Source organism: Sphingobacterium kyonggiense (genome assembly GCF_039536825.1).
GTDB lineage: Bacteria > Bacteroidota > Bacteroidia > Sphingobacteriales > Sphingobacteriaceae > Sphingobacterium > Sphingobacterium kyonggiense.
In genome coordinates this window covers 542,310-561,580 of the sequence record NZ_BAAAZI010000004.1, presented here as the reverse complement: position 1 = coordinate 561,580, position 19,271 = coordinate 542,310, and the positions used below count along the sequence as shown (strand labels likewise).

Annotated in this window: 13 protein-coding genes and 3 tRNA genes; 7 read left to right on the top strand and 9 right to left on the bottom strand. The window is 36.7% G+C overall.

What is annotated here, in order from left to right; translation table 11 throughout:
* The first annotated feature begins 4 nt into the window (after positions 1-4).
* The 5 genes from ABD676_RS03510 to ABD676_RS03490 all read left to right on the top strand — a co-directional run bounded on the left by ABD676_RS03510 (position 5) and on the right by ABD676_RS03490 (position 11,923).
* Entirely contained in the window at positions 5-1,498 is a 1,494-nt protein-coding gene (locus ABD676_RS03510; protein WP_344673283.1) for a RagB/SusD family nutrient uptake outer membrane protein, read from the top strand.
* Between the two features lie 483 nt (positions 1,499-1,981).
* A complete protein-coding gene (locus tag ABD676_RS03505) occupies positions 1,982-5,188 on the top strand; it encodes a SusC/RagA family TonB-linked outer membrane protein (protein WP_344673282.1) in 3,207 nt (1,068 codons plus the stop codon).
* Positions 5,189-5,193: 5 nt separating this feature from the next.
* Positions 5,194-6,699, top strand: coding sequence for a RagB/SusD family nutrient uptake outer membrane protein (locus ABD676_RS03500; RefSeq protein ID WP_344673281.1), 1,506 nt, complete (start codon positions 5,194-5,196; stop codon positions 6,697-6,699).
* Between the two features lie 752 nt (positions 6,700-7,451).
* On the top strand, positions 7,452-10,409 hold the full coding sequence (locus tag ABD676_RS03495) for a SusC/RagA family TonB-linked outer membrane protein (protein ID WP_344673280.1): 2,958 nt from the start codon (positions 7,452-7,454) through the stop codon (positions 10,407-10,409).
* A gap of 17 nt (positions 10,410-10,426) precedes the next feature.
* Positions 10,427-11,923: a RagB/SusD family nutrient uptake outer membrane protein gene (locus ABD676_RS03490; protein WP_344673279.1), complete on the top strand. Its 1,497-nt coding sequence runs from the start codon at positions 10,427-10,429 to the stop codon at positions 11,921-11,923.
* 68 nt (positions 11,924-11,991) lie between these two features.
* On the opposite strand, the gene ABD676_RS03485 is transcribed toward ABD676_RS03490, so the two are convergent.
* Entirely contained in the window at positions 11,992-13,128 is a 1,137-nt protein-coding gene (locus ABD676_RS03485; protein WP_344673278.1) for an acyl-CoA dehydrogenase, read from the bottom strand.
* A 257-nt stretch (positions 13,129-13,385) separates the two neighbouring features.
* On the opposite strand from ABD676_RS03485, the gene ABD676_RS03480 reads away from it, so the two are divergent.
* Positions 13,386-14,021 carry a peroxiredoxin gene (locus ABD676_RS03480; RefSeq protein WP_344673277.1) on the top strand — a complete coding sequence of 212 codons (636 nt, stop codon included), beginning with the start codon at positions 13,386-13,388 and terminating at the stop codon, positions 14,019-14,021.
* 447 nt (positions 14,022-14,468) lie between these two features.
* On the opposite strand, the gene ABD676_RS03475 is transcribed toward ABD676_RS03480, so the two are convergent.
* From ABD676_RS03475 to ABD676_RS03465, 3 genes are all read right to left on the bottom strand, one after another.
* Positions 14,469-15,548, bottom strand: coding sequence for a trypsin-like peptidase domain-containing protein (locus tag ABD676_RS03475; protein WP_344673276.1), 1,080 nt, complete (start codon positions 15,546-15,548; stop codon positions 14,469-14,471).
* Entirely contained in the window at positions 15,538-16,134 is a 597-nt protein-coding gene (locus ABD676_RS03470; protein WP_344673275.1) for an RNA polymerase sigma factor, read from the bottom strand. The genes ABD676_RS03475 and ABD676_RS03470 overlap by 11 nt, the downstream gene beginning before the upstream one ends.
* A 200-nt stretch (positions 16,135-16,334) precedes the next feature.
* Complete coding sequence (locus tag ABD676_RS03465; protein WP_344673274.1) at positions 16,335-16,691, bottom strand: DUF4870 domain-containing protein; 357 nt, start codon at positions 16,689-16,691, stop codon at positions 16,335-16,337.
* Positions 16,692-16,996: 305 nt separating this feature from the next.
* Between ABD676_RS03465 and ABD676_RS03460 the strand changes: the two genes are divergently transcribed.
* A complete protein-coding gene (locus ABD676_RS03460; RefSeq protein ID WP_344673273.1) occupies positions 16,997-17,227 on the top strand; it encodes a (4Fe-4S)-binding protein in 231 nt (76 codons plus the stop codon).
* A gap of 68 nt (positions 17,228-17,295) precedes the next feature.
* Here the strand turns inward: ABD676_RS03460 and ABD676_RS03455 are convergent.
* The 5 genes from ABD676_RS03455 to ABD676_RS03435 form a co-directional block, all read right to left on the bottom strand.
* A tRNA-Asp gene (locus tag ABD676_RS03455) sits at positions 17,296-17,369 on the bottom strand.
* A 32-nt stretch (positions 17,370-17,401) separates the two neighbouring features.
* Positions 17,402-17,478: transfer RNA gene (locus ABD676_RS03450), tRNA-Asp, on the bottom strand.
* An 80-nt stretch (positions 17,479-17,558) separates the two neighbouring features.
* Positions 17,559-17,632: transfer RNA gene (locus ABD676_RS03445), tRNA-Asp, on the bottom strand.
* A gap of 75 nt (positions 17,633-17,707) precedes the next feature.
* The gene (prfA, locus tag ABD676_RS03440) at positions 17,708-18,781 is read right to left on the bottom strand and encodes a peptide chain release factor 1 (protein ID WP_344673272.1); all 1,074 of its coding nucleotides are present in this window, start codon (positions 18,779-18,781) and stop codon (positions 17,708-17,710) included.
* 91 nt (positions 18,782-18,872) lie between these two features.
* Positions 18,873-19,202, bottom strand: a complete 330-nt coding sequence (locus ABD676_RS03435; protein ID WP_344673271.1) for a DMT family transporter — start codon at positions 19,200-19,202, stop codon at positions 18,873-18,875.
* Between the last annotated feature and the right edge of the window lie 69 nt (positions 19,203-19,271).

Below are 19,271 nucleotides of genomic sequence, written 5' to 3'. Positions count from 1 at the left end.
CAACATGAAAAAAATAAAATATATAATGAGTGCGCTGGCATTAGGATTGATGTTTCATTCCTGTGATGTCGAGCGTTTTCCGGAGGGTAGTATTGAATTATCACAGTCCTTCAAAAAGGTTTCTGATGCAGAATATTGGAACAATGCGGTTTATTCATTCCTGAGGGGAAGAGTGTATGGTATTTATTCTTATTCAACAGATATACAGGCGGATCAATTGAATGCAACCCAAGATTTTGGTAATAGAAATGGTGATTTACATCGCTGGGCAGGCTTTCTTTCCACAGATTATACAATTCGCGATGTTTACCGGGGGTATTATGGTGCGATCAATAACATCAACACACAGTTGCAAGGTTTTGATGGCATAGTTCCAGCAAATAGTGCCGAAAAGGCAAAAATGGATGGTTATTATGGTGATGCTTATTTGGCAAGAGCCTATTATTATTTGAATTTAACCCTACGTTTTGCTAAAGCCTATAATGCTTCAACGGCAGCAACAGACCTTTCTGTTCCATTGCTTTTGGTACCGGATTTAGAAGCTAAACCGGCTCGTGGTACTGTTGAGGATGCTTATAAGTTAATTCTTGAGGATATTGGCAAAGCAAAAACTCTTTTAGCGAATAAGGCTGGTGCTGTAGGAGCTTCTCGTTTCAATATCGATGTGGCAACCGCATTAGAAGCTCGCGTAAAATTGTATATGAGTGATTTTTCAGGAGCTTTGACAGCAGCAAAGACGTTGGTTGATGGCGGCCTTTATCCATTAAATTCCACAAAGGCTTCTGTAGAGGCTATGTGGGCTACAACGAACAGTTCGGAAGTTATCTTTCAGCCTAAAGTTGCTAGGCCTAATGAAATGCCCAATTCTAATGCGCCATTTTATGGTTTTAGTGCCGGGAATAATGATTTTAGACCTGATTTTATTCCTTCTCAATGGGTGGTTGACATGTACGACAATGCTGATTTTAGAAAGGCAGTCTATTTTGCGGACACTTTGGTGACGATGTCTACTGTGAATGCTTCAGAGAAAGTTAATATAATCAATAAATACCCGTTTATCGTAGGAGGATTGAATACAGATAAAAGCACAAATTCTGTTGTTCCAAAAGTATTTCGTATAGCGGAAATGTATTTGATTGCAGCAGAGGCAGCTTATCGGTCTAGCCCATCAAATACGGCTGATGCTTTAACTTATCTAAATGCGCTACGTGTTTCCAGAGGGCTTCCTGCTTTGTCGGGAATTTCAGGAACTACTTTATTCAATGAGATTAAGAATGAGCGATTCCGTGAATTGGCATTTGAAGGCTTCAGGCTGGATGATTTAAAACGCTGGGGTGAAGGATTTGAGCGTCGTGCTCCGCAATCTACCGTGTTGGTTCGTTCAGGGGATGAGTATTCCAGTAAAAAGGTGGAAGCTTCAGATTTGAAGTTTGTTTGGGGTCTTCCAGACAATGATGTTAGTATTAATCCGAATTTAGATCAAAATGAAGGGTGGTAATTAAACATCTAGAGATTTAGCATTTTATACTTAAACCAATTTTTTTAAAAGGGTTCCCATTCGTGGGGACCTTTTTTTTATTGGATTATAACTGTCGATTAGGGTAGGGTGGGATATGTAAAGGTTATGTGGGTATTTAAAAAATATAATTTAGTTTTACTAATTAGATAATAATTTTAATAAACTTTATTTAGTTTACTAAAAATTACCGTGGTATTAATATACTGAAACAAAATAAAATATCAAAATAATAAATAATATACATTTCCTCGCTAATAAAATAAATAGTTTTAGAATGATGTAATTAAGAATATTAATTATATAGTATAAAAAAGTTGTAACAAATAACATTATGCAAACATATTGTTAAGAAAGTGTTAAAAAAATATATTAAGTTTGAATTAACAAATTTAGGGCTCTTAATCCATGGGTCCTAAAGTGGATGAAGCTTAACTAAGCAATCAAGTAACTCAAACTTATATTATGAAACAAAAATTACTCAGTTTAATTCTGTTGTATTCGCTTTTTATTGGGATAGCGTATGCTCAGGACCGTCAAATTCGAGGACAAGTTACCTCCAAGGAAGGCGGGAATCCAATTCCTGGTGTTACAGTCACCGTTGTTGGGACAAGTATTGCCACACAGACCAATGCTAATGGTCAGTTCACGATTAATGTCGGCTCAGGCAGTTCACTTTCTTTTTCGATGTTAGGTTATGTTGTTGAGCGTGTGAGAATATCTGATCAATCGGAGGTAAATGTTGCTTTGACATCTGCTCAAACCTTTTTAGATGAAGTCGTTGTGGTAGGTTATGGTACAACCACGAAAGAATCGTTTACTGGTACAGCTAAAAAGGTGAATGCAGAGAATATTGAACGAAAAAGTGTGTCTAATATTTCTCAAGCATTAGCTGGTGAGGTTGCGGGAGTAAGTGTTGTAAACGGTAGTGGTCAACCAGGTACAGCTGCCACCATCCGCATCAGAGGTTTTGGATCCGTAAATGGAAACAGGTCGCCACTTTATGTATTAGATGGTATTCCATTTAATGGGGAGTTAACAGCAATCAATCCTTCGGACATCGAATCTACTACCGTTTTGAAGGATGCGGCCGCTACGGCAATTTATGGTTCTCGTGGTGCAAATGGTGTAATATTAATCAACACAAAAAAGGGAACAGGAAGAAATACATCTTTTGTTGAAGCTGATGTTAATTTCGGGGTAAACATGGCTTTACTTCCTCGTTACGATGTGATTAGAAGTCCTGAGCAGTATATTTTATACGGATGGGAGGGCTTGTATAACTCTGCTCCATCGACAGCTACTAGCCAGGTTGACTTCGCCATGGCGAATTTATTTGATGAAGAAGGTGTTAGGGCAGCCAACAATATTTGGAAAGTTAATTCTGCTGCCGACCTGATTGATCCTGTTACTCGTACCATAAAAAGTGGAGTTACGAGAAAATTTGATCCAGAAAATTGGGCTGATTATGCGTTTCAAAACGCAGCCAGATCGGATATGAATGTTCGATTTGGCGGAAACAATGAACGTGCTAATTATTACAGTTCATTGGGATACCTAAATGATAAGGGTTATTCCATCAATTCCGATTTTAAACGGTTTTCTGCTCGATTAAACGTAGATAATAAAGTGAAATCGTGGCTAAATGTTGGTACTAATATTGGCTATTCTCGTACAGAAAGAAATAATGCCGGCCAATCAGAAGATTCAGGTAGTGTTTTCTGGTTTGTAGACAACATGCCGTCTATTTATCCATTATTTGAGCGGGATGCCAACGGAAATAAAATAGACGATCCTATTTATGGAGGGTACCGTTATGATTATGGTGAACGTAATGCCCGTCGATTTGGTTCAATAACGAATTCAATTTCAGATGCACATAATTCTGTGCGTAGACATGATAGAAATGAAGTTAATGCAGTTGGATATGTTAATTTCAATATTATTAAAGGCTTGACTTTTGAAAATAGCTTAGGGGTTAACTATTACCACAATAAATACACCTCAAGAGATAGTAAATTCTATGGATCTTCCGTTGCGACAAAAGGAAGTATTGGTCAATCACGAACCGAACGTTCTGCTTATAATTTATTGAATTTATTGAGATATAGAACTCAATTTGATGGATTGCATAATGTTGAAGCATTAGTTGCTCATGAGGCTCAAGATTTCCAAAATAATGTTATGTATGCGGGCAAAAATCAATTGGTTAGAGATAATTCTGACGAATTTGATAATGCTGTGGTAATGACTGGAATTTCATCTTATACCGATAGATATACATTAGAATCCTTCTTTGGTCAAGTTAATTATGATTATAACGGTAAATATTATCTTTCAGGAAGTGTGCGTCGGGATGGGTCTTCTCGATTTGTTAACCAAAAATGGGGAACTTTTGGCTCGGTTGGCGCTGCATGGATTGTTTCCAAAGAAGACTTTATGAAGGAGCAGGACATTTTCAGTTTTTTGAAATATAAATTAAGTTATGGGGTAATTGGTGATCAGAGTGTTGGTTCATATTATCCTGGTTTAATCACTTATCCTATTTCTAATCTAAACGACTTGCCTTCAATCGGTTCTGCAACTGTAGGTAACCCTGATCTTACCTGGGAAACTGCTAAAATGTTCCAGACTGGATTCGAGTTCTCCCTTGGTAACTATATTACTGGTTCCATTGACTATTATATCAAGAACACTGATAATTTGATTTTCAACAGAAGTTTAGGGCCTTCAATTGGTTATGCATCCATTCGGGTTAATGATGGTATGTTAAAGAATCAAGGTTTAGAGTTTGATTTAACAGGGCACATTCTGAAAAAGGAAAACTTCTATTTGGACTTAAATATTAACGGTGAATCCTTTAGTAATAAAATCACTAAAATGCCGATAGATCCTTCAACTGGAAAAGAAAAGATTTTAGATGTTCAGGGCACCTATGGTTGGGCTGCAGGTCATTCTATCTATGATTTTTACATTCGTGATTTTGCAGGTGTTGATCCACAGGATGGGAGAAGCACCTGGAAGGTTTTCTATACTGACAAAAATAATAACGGACAATTTGATGATACGGAAGAAATTACTTCGTTGAGTGCATTCACTAATCCGGACAATTTAGAGATTTTAGAAGGTACTACGAAAGTCTATAGTAGAGCTACCTTACATTATGTCAATAAATCAGCTATTCCTAAATTGAGAGGAGCATTAAACTTAAGAACTGGATACAAAAATGTTGATCTAGCTGTTCAGATGCTTTATAGTTTTGGTGGGTATGCATATGATGGGGCATATGCAGGTCTAATGCACAGTGGTTATGCCGGTAGTAATAATTGGCACACCGATATAGCCAATCGTTGGCAAGCTGCTGGAGATATCACCGATGTACCTAGATTATCCAATAATAAAGATCCAAATGTGACTTCGGTTTCTACAAGATTCTTGACAAAAGCAAACTATTTATTGTTAAATAACATAAGATTGACTTATAACTTCACAGAAAAATTACTAGCGCCAATTGGTTTAACAGGTTTAGGTATTTGGGTTTCTGGTGACAATCTATGGCAGCATACTAATCGTAAAGGATTTAATCCTGCTTCATCAGAAACTGGAAGCTCAAATACTTATCGTTATTCTCCTCTTTCCACGTTTACAGCTGGTTTAAGAGCTAAATTTTAACAATCATGAAAAATAAATTTTTATATATAGCAGGTCTTTCTTTCGCAATTTTATCTAGCAGTTGCAGTAAAGAGTTCTTAGAACAAACGCCCACAGATGTAATTTCCGCTAAGGATTTAGAAGAAGCAGTGAATAAAGATCCGGGTTTATTAAGCGGAAATATTGCTGGATTATATACAACCATGATTAATACGGGGACAGGAGGAACTACTGGGCATGACGACTTTGGTCAAAAAGGTTATGATATCTATTCGGATATGCTTTCTGGTGATTTGGCCTTAATGGGAATCAACTTTGGATGGTATTCTGGTTTTTCTAGACTAACAAGTACTATCGATTTTACAAGTAACGTCAATTATATTCCTTGGAGGTATTATTATAGATTGATTTTTGCTGCCAATACAGTGATTGATGCATTAGGTGGCAATGATGCTGTTCCTGAAGGAACAGCAACCAAACACATCATGGGGCAGGCAAAAGCAGTTCGAGCATATGCTTATTTCTATCTAGCCAACTTGTATTCTAGGGAAGGTTATGGTACTGGTCAAGAAAAAATCCTGCCGCTTTATTTGACTACGACCGTTCCTAACCAACCTAAATCTACATCGGAAATTATATATAATCAAATTGTAGCTGACTTGACGATTGCGATAGATTATTTGAAGGATTTTCAAAGAACGTCCAAAGATCAGGTGAATAAATATGTTGCAGAAAGTTTGTTAGCATATGCATTGGCTGCTCGTGGAACCAATCAGGATCTTCAACAGGTGATTACGCTTACTGACGATGTTATTAATAATAGTGGACATCCGCTCACTACAAGAAAACAAGTAGTGGCCAATTTAGATGAAACTGGTAAATTGTTAAATCCGGAATCGGGGTTTAACGATGTAAATACTGCAAGTTGGATTTGGGGGGTCGACCTTACGCAGGAAATTGGCCTTAATTTAATTTCTTGGTGGGGTCAAATGGATGTGTTTACTTACAGTTATGCATATGTTGGTGATAAAAAGGGAATAGACGAATCCTTATTGAAATTGATTCCAAATAATGATATTCGTAAGAAGCAGTTCTTCAGTGATTATACTGCTAGAAATAAATTCTTTGCACCGGCGAGGACTCTAGGCGGTACACGTTATGCCACCATGGACTATGTTTATATCCGAGCGGATGAAATGGTTGTATTGAATGCTGAAGCGAAAGCTCGTCTTAATCGTGATCAGGAGGCGATTACTAGTTTAAAACGTCTGTTAGATCTTAGATTAGATGATACAAATTATCTCACTTCTTTATCCGGACAAGCTTTGAAGAATGAGATTTTCAAACAAACTAGAATTGAGTTCTGGGGCGAAGGGAAGTCTTACTTGTCTATGAAAAGAAATAAATTGTCCGTCAAGCGTGGGACAAATCACCTAGACCATGTTGGTACAGTATTTCCGTTCAATGCAGATGAAATAACTCTAGATATTCCACAGGCTGAGATATTAAACAATCCTAACTTGAATAATTAGTAACTGCATTTTTACCGTGTTTAGTTAAACAAGGCCGCGTCCATAAGGAGCGGCCTTTTTTTGTTTGATGAATTTTGGTGATGGAGTGAACAAGTGACAGTTTTTTTAATAAAAGTAGGTAAATTCTCCATGCTCATTCCTTTAAGTAACATTATGCCTCCAAATAAAGATGGTTTATTATTTGCTATAACAAATGGTTTCTTTAAAAAACAAGGACCCTAGGTGGCCTTGTTTAATATTGCTATAAAAAAAGGGGGGTGACAAAGTTAAGATAGCCATGGTGGCAATTTACCTTATTTTTTGAAGGGGTATTAGTGACAGGAAGGAAAGGGAGGTAGAATTAAAGTAGTCTTTCTAATTATTTTTTTAGGTGAACTAGTGATGATCGATTAGTATGTGGTTTGTTATTAGATGGTTGTACGGGCTAGTTAAATCTTTTAAAATATTATTTGATTTTGTATTAATTAAAATAATGTCATAGTACAACCTAATTTGGTTTAAATTAATCGTATAAATACGAAAGTATATTAATATAAATCATAAGATAAAATTTTAAATAAATAATAATTATAAACGTAAAATACTAAACAAAATATTATAATAAACAGAAAAAAATAAAAACAATGTTAATACTTTGTTAAAAATATATGTTATGTTTGAATAGTGGAATCATGCTAATTTATGATGAAGTGGAATAACCAGCCGCTTTCAAAGTACTGTAAGCAATTATTTAACAACTCAAACAAACTATTATGAAACAAAAATTACTCAGTTTTGTACTGCTGTGTGCACTTTTAATTGGTGTCGCATATGCACAAAATCGTCAGGTGAGTGGAAAGGTTACTTCTCAGACTGATGGTACACCAATTTCAAATGTCTCGGTCCTGATTCAAGGATCAAATTTAGGTACTCAGACTTCTTCCGATGGAACGTATTCCCTTCAAGTAGCGGAAGGGGCAACACTAGTGTTTAAATACATTGGTTTTGTAGAAAAGAGCGTTAAAGTTGGAACATCCAATACCATTAATGTTCAATTGCAATCAGATGAAGGGGCTATTGATGAAGTGGTTGTCGTAGGATATGGTTCTGCAAGACAATTGGGGTCTGTAGTGGGATCTGTAGTAAAAGTAAATAGAGATAATATTTCTGGTAAGCCAAGTGCAAATGCCCTTGAATCTCTACAAGGAAAAGTACCAGGACTTCAGGTGTTTACATCTTCAGGAGAGCCTTCGTCTACACCATCAATTCGTTTAGATGGTGTTGGGTCATTAGGAGCAAACAATTCACCATTAGTCGTATTAGATGGGGTTCCAGTAGGAATGGGATCATTAGTTTCAATGAATCCTGATGATTTTGAAAGTATTACTGTTTTAAGAGATGCATCGGCAACCAGTATTTATGGTTCAAGAGCGGCAAACGGTGTACTATATATAACAACGAGAAAAGGTAAGGCTGGCGAACGTGCAAATATTACTGCTCGTACTCAGTTTGGATGGAATGATTTAGCTTCAAGAAAAGCAGCTGATGCATTAATGAATTCTGAAGAATTGAGAGCGTTTTGGGTGGAAACTGGATTCAGAACACAAGCCCAAGTAGACAAAATTAAAGAAGATTTTCCTGAGGATTTTAGATGGGATACCTATTATTATCGTAAGAATTCGCCAATTAAACAATTTGATTTGAATGCATCTGGTGGTTCGGATAGAATTCAATATTTTGTTTCAGGGGGATTTTTTGATCAAACTGGTATGATGTACCGGTCAGACTTCAAAAGAATAAATCTTAGAAGTAATATCTCAGGGAAACTAAATAAATGGGTTAATTTTGGTGTTAATCTAGCTGGAGGTTATGATGTTCGTGAATCCAATGGATGGGGTGCAAATAGCACAAATGGTGGTTTAGCTTTATTAGCTCTGCCTTGGTACACTCCTTTTGATAAAGATGGAAATGAATATTATGATCAATCTACTATTCCAGGTTTAGGTCGTTATTCTCCACGCTATTTAGCTGATATGAACCCTGATCCTGCTACTAATCAACAGTTCAATCCAAATGTTTATTTAGAGGCTAAACCAATCGCAGGATTGACCTTAAGAACTCAGGGAGGTATGGATTACTTTAATTATCGTAATTCGACTAGAAGAATGCCTTCTTATTTAGGCGCAGTAGGAAAGGGAACTGGTTCAGAATATTGGCAACAAGGGATTGCCAGAACAATGACTACAACTGCTGAGTATAAATGGAATATTGATGATAGAAATGAAGTAATCGTTTTAGGTGGTCATGAATATTCAGATTATACGGAAGATAGTTTTACAGCTAGTGTTGGTGGTTTAACAGATGACCGATTAATCCTTTTATCTGCTGGTACGATTGATAAAAATGTTGCACAGACGAGAACACAATATGCTTTCAATTCATTCTTTGGAAGAGGATCATATGCATTGGATAAGAAATATTTTCTTGATCTAACTATTCGTCAAGATGAATCTTCTCGATTCGGTAAAAACAATACAAAAGCTACTTTCTGGTCTATCGGCGGTAAATGGGAAATGAAAAATGAAGCATTTTTACAAGACGTTTCATGGATTAATTCATTAGCATTAAGAGCGAGTACAGGTACACAGGGTAATGCTGCTATTGGAAATTATCAAGCTTTAGCAACAGTTGGTACAACTGTATATGATGGAATGACTGGCTGGGGAATTTCTTCAGCTGGTAACCCAAATCTAACTTGGGAGAAGCAACAAAAAACATCTGTTGGAATTTCAGCTAATTTATTTAACCGCGTCAACTTAGATTTAGAATATTTCAATAGAAATACAAGCAGTCAATTATTGGCGGTTCCTTATCCATATACTAGTGGTTATTCTAGCATTACTTCAAATGTTGGTAACCTTTCTAACCAAGGTATCAACCTTGCATTAAGTGCGACAGTTGTAAGCGGAAAAGATTATTTCGTAACTCCTTATGTGAATTTTGGATATGTTCAGCAAAAAATAACTGAATTATTCCAAGGAAGAGATTATTGGATCGTGCCTAATACGGGCGTTAGTTACGCAGTTAATTCGCCTGTAGAGTTCTTCTACCCAATTCAAGCAGGTGTGAATCCTGAAAGTGGATTAATGCAGTGGTACCTACCGGGTGACAATATTGCACAAAACAACCAAGATCCTAGTCGAGTTACTACAACTTTTAGTGCAACTGCTTTACAGCAAAGCACAGGAATCAAAAGATTCCCTCCTTTTAATGGTGGTTTTGGATTAAATTCTGGATATAAAGGATTTTATGTAAATCTTGATTTTACATTCTCTAAAGGTAAATACTTGATTAATAATGATAAGTATTTCTTCGCAAATCCATATAATTTCGCTGGATATAACCAAAATAAAGATGTTAGAGACTATTGGAAGCAACCAGGAGATATTGCTAAATATCCTAAATATGGTCAAACTAACCAATTTGACTCAGGTTTAATCGAAGATGCTTCTTTCTTGCGTCTGAAGGGATTATCTGTAGGTTATAACTTGCCTAAATCAATTTTAGGACATCAGAATTTCTTCACCAATGCACGCGTATATTACATTGGAAGAAACTTAGTGACTTGGACTAAGTATACAGGTCCAGATCCAGAAGTTGATTCTAATTTAACCTATGGTGCTAATCCAAATTCAAAACAATCCATGATTGGTATTGAGTTACAGTTTTAATCTTAAGAATTTACAAAATGAATAAAATCAAATATATAACAGGCGTATTAGCGATTGGTTTATTCTTCCAATCATGTGAGATAGAACGCTTTCCTGCAGGGAACATTGAATTGTCACAATCTTTTCAAAAAGTGTCTGATGCTGGATATTGGAATACCGCAGTTTACTCGTATTTAAGAGGTCGTTCATATGGAATGTATACTAGTGCTACTGATATTCAGGCAGATCAATTAAATGCTTCACAAGACTTTGGTAACAGAAGTGGAGATGAACATCGTTGGACTGGATTCTTATCAGGTAATTATACCATTAGAGATATTTATCAAGGATACTACTCAGCTATTAACAATATCAATACCCAACTTCAAGGCTTTGATAAAATTACAGCCACAACTGATGCTGAGAAGGCTCAAATGAATATTTATTATGGTGATGCACATTTAGCGAGAGCATATTATTACTTAAATCTTACTTTAAGATTTTCGAAGCCTTATAATGCCGCTACTGCGGCTACTGACTTAGCAGTACCATTATTAACTGTTCCAGATATGGAAGGAAAGCCTTCTAGAGGAACAGTAGCTGACGCTTATAAATTAATCTTAGATGATATAGCTAAGGCAAAAACATATTTAGCTGGTGTAAAAGGTAAAGTTGGCTCTACTAAATTTAATATTGATGTAGTGACTGCTTTGGAAGCTCGTGTGAAATTATATATGAATGATTTTGCGGGTGCCAAAGAATCTGCTGCTAAATTAGTTGATTTCGGATTATATCCATTGAATAATACACAAGCGGCAATGAATAGTATGTGGTATGCAGACAATGGTTCAGAAATAATTTTCCAAATCAAAGTTCAGCGTCCTTCAGAAATGCCAAATCAGATTGCCAATTACTATGGTTATAGTGCTGGTAATAAGGACTACAGACCCGATTTTCTTCCATCTAAATGGGTGATCGATAAATATGATGCAGCAGACTTTAGAAAGTCAGTGTTCTTTAAGGAGGTTAAGGTGACTATGGCGACTGTGAATGTTTCTGAAACAGCGAAAATTGTTAATAAATTCCCTGGCTCTACTGAAAATGGTTTGAATGTGGATATTAATACGAATTATTCTACTCCAAAATTATTCAGAATAGCAGAGATGTATCTAATTGCAGCTGAAGCTTCGTACAGAGCTAATCCTTCTAATACAGCAGATGCATTAAAATATTTAAATGCATTGCGTGTTTCTCGTGGATTGCCAGCGCTTTCTGGAATTTCAGGTGCAACTTTATTTAATGAAATTAAAGATGAGCGTTTTAGAGAATTAGCATTCGAAGGATTTAGATTGGATGATTTAAAACGTTGGGGTGAAGGATTTCAGCGTCGTGAACCACAATCATTAAATCTAGTTCGAGTTGGGGATGAATATACAACTAAAAAAGTTGAAGCCTCAGATCCTAAATTTATTTGGGGCCTTCCTGACAATGATATATCGCTAAACCCTAATTTGGTTCAGAACCAAGGTTGGTAAGCAATTAATCAAATATAAAACGCCCCGAATTTCGGGGCGTTTGCTTTTTATTTATTATTTCGGAATTCTTACCTCAATACTTCCCTAGCAATAACCAATCGCTGAATTTCTGATGTGCCTTCGTAGATCTGTGTAATCTTGGCATCACGCATTAATCTTTCTACATGGTACTCTTTAACATAACCATAGCCACCATGGATTTGCACGGCTTCTACGCTGTGTTTCATGGCAACTTCTGAGGTGTTCAATTTAGCCATGGCTGCAATTTTACCATAAGGTAATCCCTGATCCTTTGTCCAGGCTGCTTTATAGGTAAGCAATCTCGCTGCTTCGATATCAACTTCCATATCTGCCAATTTAAATTGTATAGCCTGATGATCAGAAATAGGTTTTCCAAATGTTTTTCTTTCTTTAGAATAGGCCAATGCTAGCTCATATGCACCGGCAGCAATACCTAAAGCCTGTGCGGCAATACCAATTCGTCCACCATCTAAGGTCTTCATCGCAAATTTAAATCCGAAGCCATCTTCCCCAATCCGATTCTCCTTAGGTACTTTGACATCAGAGAACATCAAAGAATGCGTGTCAGAGCTTCGAATTCCTAATTTGTTTTCCTTTGGGCCGATATTAAAACCTTCCATTCCTTTTTCTACGATCAAGACATTGATTCCACGGTGCCCTTTTTCAGGATGTGTCTGTGCAATGACTAGGTAGATATCTGCATTACCACCATTGGTAATCCAGTTTTTGGTTCCATTTAACAAATAATAATCGCCCTTATCCTCAGCAATGGTATGTTGCGAAGAGGCGTCAGATCCTGCTTCTGGTTCGGATAGGGCAAAAGCACCTAACTTTTCTCCCGAGGCTAAAGGTTTAAGGTATTTTTGTTTTTGTTCTTCTGTACCATATTCATTGAGACCATAGCAGACCAACGAATTGTGCGCCGACATGATGACTGCTGCTGAGGCATCTATCTTTGCAATCTCTTCTAAAGCCAATACATAAGCTAAGGTGTCCATTCCGGCACCTCCATAAGCTTCGGGTATCATAATACCCATAAAGCCTAATTCGCCCATTTTCTTGACGAAATCATAAGGGAATTTAGCCTCTTCATCACGTTGTATAATGCCTGGCTTCAATTCTTGTGCAAATTCACGTGCTGCATCGCGAATCATTTTATGTTCTTCTGATAGTTCGAAATTCATTGTATTCGTTTATATGGTGTATATCAAATATACATAAATATACTATGCTTGCATAGTAATGATTCTTTTTTAATTGTCAAATTACTTGAACATCAAACTTTAAGACTAACTAAAACGTTTATTAGATAACAGCTAGAATATTCCTCATCGGATTATTTTATTATAATTATTACGTCATTATTTGCTGATTCTTGGAATTAAAAATAAATACTACTATATTGGTAGAGTATTATTCAAAACACTAATAAATTAAATATATGAGCTTAAGATTAGGAGACACCGCGCCAAACTTTCAGGCAAAAACTTCCATTGGAGATATTGATTTCTATGATTTTATAGATGGTAAATGGGCTGTTCTTTATTCACACCCTTCAGATTTCACACCTGTTTGTACAACGGAGTTGGGTAGAACTGCAAAATTAAAGGATGAATTCGAACGTAGAAATGTAAAGGTATTAGCGCTGAGTGTTGATTCGGTTCCAGAACATTTGGAATGGATTAAAGATATTAATGAAACACAAAATACAGAAGTAGATTTCCCAATTATTGCAGACGAGGACCGTAAGGTAGCTGAGTTATACGATATGATTCACCCGAATGCTTCCGCTACTGCAACAGTGCGTTCTGTATTTGTAATTGGCCCAGATAAGAAAGTTAAATTGACTTTGACTTACCCAGCTTCTACAGGTCGTAATTTCCAAGAGATTCTTCGTGTGATTGATTCTTTGCAATTGACAGATGAATATCAAGTTGCAACACCTGCTGATTGGGAAGATGGACAAGATGTAATCGTAGTTCCGGCTATTAAGACAGAGGATATTGCAGGAAAGTTCCCGAAAGGTTTTACCGAAATCAAACCTTATTTGAGAACTACTCCACAACCTAATAAATAGGTTGATCTATATAAAAAAGGAGCCAATTAGTTACTAATTGGCTCTTTCTATTTAAATGTGTTTTTTCTTCTTTTTTGGAGATATGAAAGCAGATATGCTCGCAATCAATACAATTAAACCTAGGTATTTCAGGCTTTCTGCCCAAGTAAATGCCAAGTCCACCGGACCTGATAAATACTTAAATGTCTGTACAAGAATAACTAGCGATAAAAAGATGAAAAAGTAAATCCAAAATGTTCGCATGATAATTATTTTCCTAAATATACTATTAAGTTGTTCTTTTTCAATGGAATAATTTTTAGAGCACTTCATTAATACGCCATTATATTCCATAGCTATTTAATAAAAGTCATTTTGTTGATGTTTCAGCCCTCTTTCATAGTACATCAAATAAAAAAAGGTGTCACATAATTTGTAACACCTTTTAGATACATAAGTCAAATTATTCTAATATACCTTAACCATGTAGATAAAGTCTTGTAACTTTTTGATCTGCTCCGTTCTTGGTAAATTTGATAGGCTATTTTTACTGCTCAATACAATATTGCCTTTTAAAGAATCCTTAGGGATTCTGTTCAAGGTTTCAATTAGAGCTTTTGTTTTAATGGCGAATGCTGCACCATCAATTCCTTTTTGTTTTCCGGAGATAATACCGATGATATTTCCTTGTTTATCAAGTACCGGGCCACCACTGTTACCAGGGTTAACAGGAACGGAAATCTGATAAGCTGTTGTATCACCGCTATATCCTGTGGAAGAGCTTAAATACCCTTCGCCATATACGGCCTCATCTCTTGGATAACCGATGGTGAAGATACCTTCTCCTAAATCCAGTCCTTGGCGTTTGAATGTATATGGGATATTGCTAGCTTGATTGAAACTCGTATCAGAAATATGCAAAATTGCCAAGTCTTTTTCTGCATCGACATGGATAACAGAAGCTCGGAAAGTCTCTCCTTTGTTATTTTGAAGATGAATAGAGTCTGCTCCACTCACTACATGAAAGTTCGTTACTACATAGCCATCTTTGGTCAACATAAATCCCGTTGCACCATATTGTAGTGGGGTAGGGGTCGTTGTTTCCTTATTGATGTTGCTGATCGCGTTCTGGTGAGCACTCACATTACGTTTAACGTTATTTATCTCGCGTTTAAGCGCGCTATAATCTGAAGTCGTCTTACGTAGTGTCGAGAAGTATCCGGTTAAATACAAGGTCGCTAAAGAGGAAAGAACGGCAACTGCGGCTGCGGCTACTGCATTTATTTTTAGCTTCTTCCACATACGGTAAATAATAGGCTGTGTTGGGGTGTTTTTAACCACATTATCCAAGTTGGCCATAAACTCTTTTCTTCGAGCATGCTGACGCATGGCATGAACAAACTCTTTATGGGCAAGAAATTGATTGTTCAGTTCAGAATCTTCTTGGCATAGGGTTTCAAATTCCACACGTTCGCTTTCGGATAATTCTCCAGCAAGATAACGATCGGCCCACGCAATAAAGTCCTTTTGATTCATGTTATTGTTCATCCTTAATCCATTGATCAAAGAATAGTTTCTTTAATCGCTGTAAACATTTATACTTTTGGTTTTTAGCATTGTCAGCATTACTATAGCCTAATTCATCACTGATTTCCTGCATGGATTTCTTGTTGATATAAAAATCCTTTAAAATGGTTGCACATGGTTCACCTAGTTTATTCATGGCTACATCCATTTGGTTAAACTTCATTTCTTCTGCCTCATGATCTTCTAAGGCATCAGCTATATCGGGAATGTCTAAGTTATCTTGCTCGATACTATCAAGCGATAAATTCCGTCTATTCAATTGTTTTAACCACAACCTTCTGCAGATAGCATATAAAAATGTGCTTAGTTTACTGCTCAGCTCAAACCCCTCATCTCGAGTAATCTTGTCATATAAAACGATGACTGCTTCTTGAAAGATGTCCTTCGCTTGGTCTTCAGTTCCCTTATTGTTTAATATCATATGGGAAACCGATGGATAACAAGATTTATAGATAAAAGACACTGCAGCGCTATCGCCTTTCCGCATCCCTTCTAACAACTCACTGTCCGTGCGTGTCTTATTAATTATCTCTCTTATTTTACTCACCTATTAATACCCTTATATTCAAATAGTAACCCATTTACAATAAAAAATCCTTTTTTTAGGAATTCTTTTCCAAACGTAATGGATTTATCATGGAATTACAATAACGTTTGCAATTCATTATAAATTATTCAAAAAAATAGTAAAGACATGCTCTATTTGGGCATGTCTTTACTATTTTTTATTTTCTTGAACAAGCTTCTTTAGATACCAGCAAAAATACGATTAAAGAAATCACCAAGAAAAGGTACGGTCTTTTTATTTCCGCTCGCAGCATGAATAAGTCCAATCATCCATAATATACAGGTCGCTGCTAGACCTATACCCGCGAAGACCCATCCTACCGCAGGAATATAGCTTAATACAAATACGCCAAACATCGTCAGGAATATTCCTAATGATTGTTTAATGTGAAATGTACTGAAATCATTGCGTGATTCATTATTTAATACAAAGGCTACTAGAAGGCCTAATGCTGTTAAATAAGAAATTATGGCCACATTTTTTCCGTCATCCATAGAATCGTCATCCTCATTGAGAGAGGGAGGCTGCTTTTTCATTTTGTTTTTTAGGTTATTAGTTACATTAAATATAGCTAGAATTGTTCATTAATTGGTAAACTATTGATTTAAAATTGGTTAACCCTAAAATTAATTAAATAAAATAGTTTATAGAAAATTTATTTAGACTATATGTAATTACGCATATCTACAGAATGTCACCTCGCCCCTAATTCTAACCCCTCTAAGAGGGATTTTTCTAAAATAATGAATCAGAATAGATAGTAATAAGCAATTGAACTAACCAAACTTAAGTAACAAACAATATAGCCTATCGCTTGTTGAACTTTATAAATAGACGAGTTATGGAAGAAAAGACTATTCGATATCCACATCCAAATGGTGAAATAATCGTTTTATGGAGACCAAAAAGATGTATTCACTCTGGAGTATGTGTCAATTCACTTCCTAAGGTTTATGATCCAAGTGCAAGACCGTGGATAAAGCCAGAAGAGGCTACAACACAAGAGCTGATTGATCAAATTGAAGCCTGCCCATCAGGTGCATTAGGCTATGAATTACATCACAAAAGTTAACGGAAATAGAAACTTTGAATTAGGGATAACGCAAAAAGGTCACAAATTTACATTTGTGACCTTTTTAGCGGTCTGGACGGGACTCGAACCCGCGACCCCATGCGTGACAGGCATGTATTCTAACCAGCTGAACTACCAGACCAAAATCTTTGCAAAACTATTTAATAATATTATTGGCGGTCTGGACGGGACTCGAACCCGCGACCCCATGCGTGACAGGCATGTATTCTAACCAGCTGAACTACCAGACCAATAATTTTGCAATATCGTAAAGAACGTCTCGGTTTCCCGATCTAATTGAAATACCTAATGTACTTCTTGTTTTCTTGAGCGGTCTGGACGGGACTCGAACCCGCGACCCCATGCGTGACAGGCATGTATTCTAACCAGCTGAACTACCAGACCTCAATTACCTTCTTTTTAGAAGGTGTGCAAATATAGTGTTTATTTCCATATCTGCTAATGTTTTTTTGAAAAATATTACTCTACAGCGCCCTCTTTCATCTTTTCGGCATTCTCTGCAAATTGTAATTTATCGATAATATCTTGAATATCACCGTCCATAATAGCCGGTAAATTATACATCGTCAATCCAATACGGTGTTCTGTTACACGACCTTGTGGATAATTATAGGTACGGATTTTTGCTGAACGGTCTCCGGTTGATACCATCGTCTTACGTTTTGCAGCAACATCTCCATGTTTTTTCTGCACCTCTAACTCATAAAGCTTGTTACGTAACATCTCCATAGCTAATTCGCGGTTTGCTAACTGCGAACGTTCTACTTGACATACCACAACAATACCTGAAGGCTTATGGGTCAACTGTACTTTAGTTTCTACCTTATTTACGTTCTGACCTCCAGCACCACCTGAACGGGATGTTTGCATTTCGATATCACCAGGATTGATCTCCACGTCCACTTCCTCTGCTTCCGGCAATACTGCTACAGATGCCGCTGAAGTGTGAACACGTCCTTGGGTCTCGGTGTCTGGAACACGTTGAACTCGATGTACACCAGATTCATATTTCAATTGGCCATAAACGTCATCTCCAATAACTTTTAGGATCACCTCTTTATAACCACCTGAAGTACCCTCTGTTACATCCATAACTTCAGTTCTCCAACCCTTGGTTTCAAAATAGCGGGTGTACATACGGTATAAATCACCAGCAAACAATGCCGCCTCATCACCTCCAGTACCACCTCTGATCTCGATAATGGCATTTTTACCATCTTCAGGATCTTTAGGGATTAACATCAAACGGATTTCTTCCTCTTTCTCTTCGCGTTGTGTGTAAAGTATATCCAATTCCTCCTTCGCCATTTCCCTCAACTCTTGATCCTTCTCGTTGGCAAGGATATCTTTGTTTGTGTCAATATTGCTGACCATATTTTTGTAGATATGGTATTGATCAACAATCTTGGAAAGGTCTTTATATTCTTTATTAAGCTTGGCAAAACGCTTCATGTCGCTGATGGTGTCTGGGTTGCTGAGCTCTGCTTCCACCTCTTGCCAACGCTCTTTTATTGCTTGTAATTTGTCTAACATAGTATTCCTCTGTTGAATGGTGTGTCCTCCTCCTAATTTGGGAGAACTTGTAATCGACAAAAATAAAGATTTTCCTGCTTTTTTGACGAGCCTAATGCGAAGAAACTGCTTTCAGCCCTACAATCGAGCCTATCAGGGTGATAATGAAGAAAATACGCCAGAAATCTGTAGGCTCTTTAAAGAAAAATATACCCATAAGTACTGTTCCGACAGCTCCGATACCTGACCAAACCGCGTAAGCAGTACCCAAAGGAAGCGTATTTGTTGCTTTAATTAACAGACCCATACTGATAGTCACGCTGATAAGAAAACCAAGATACCAAAGGTACATCGCTGTTCCTGTTGCATCTTTAGCACGTCCAATACAATAAGTAAAGGCAACTTCAAATAAGCCACCAATAATTAGGATAATCCAGTTCATTTTTATGATAAAATTTTAAGGTTGCAAATTTGCACTTAAATTACACCATATTCTTTAACAAATGTTAAA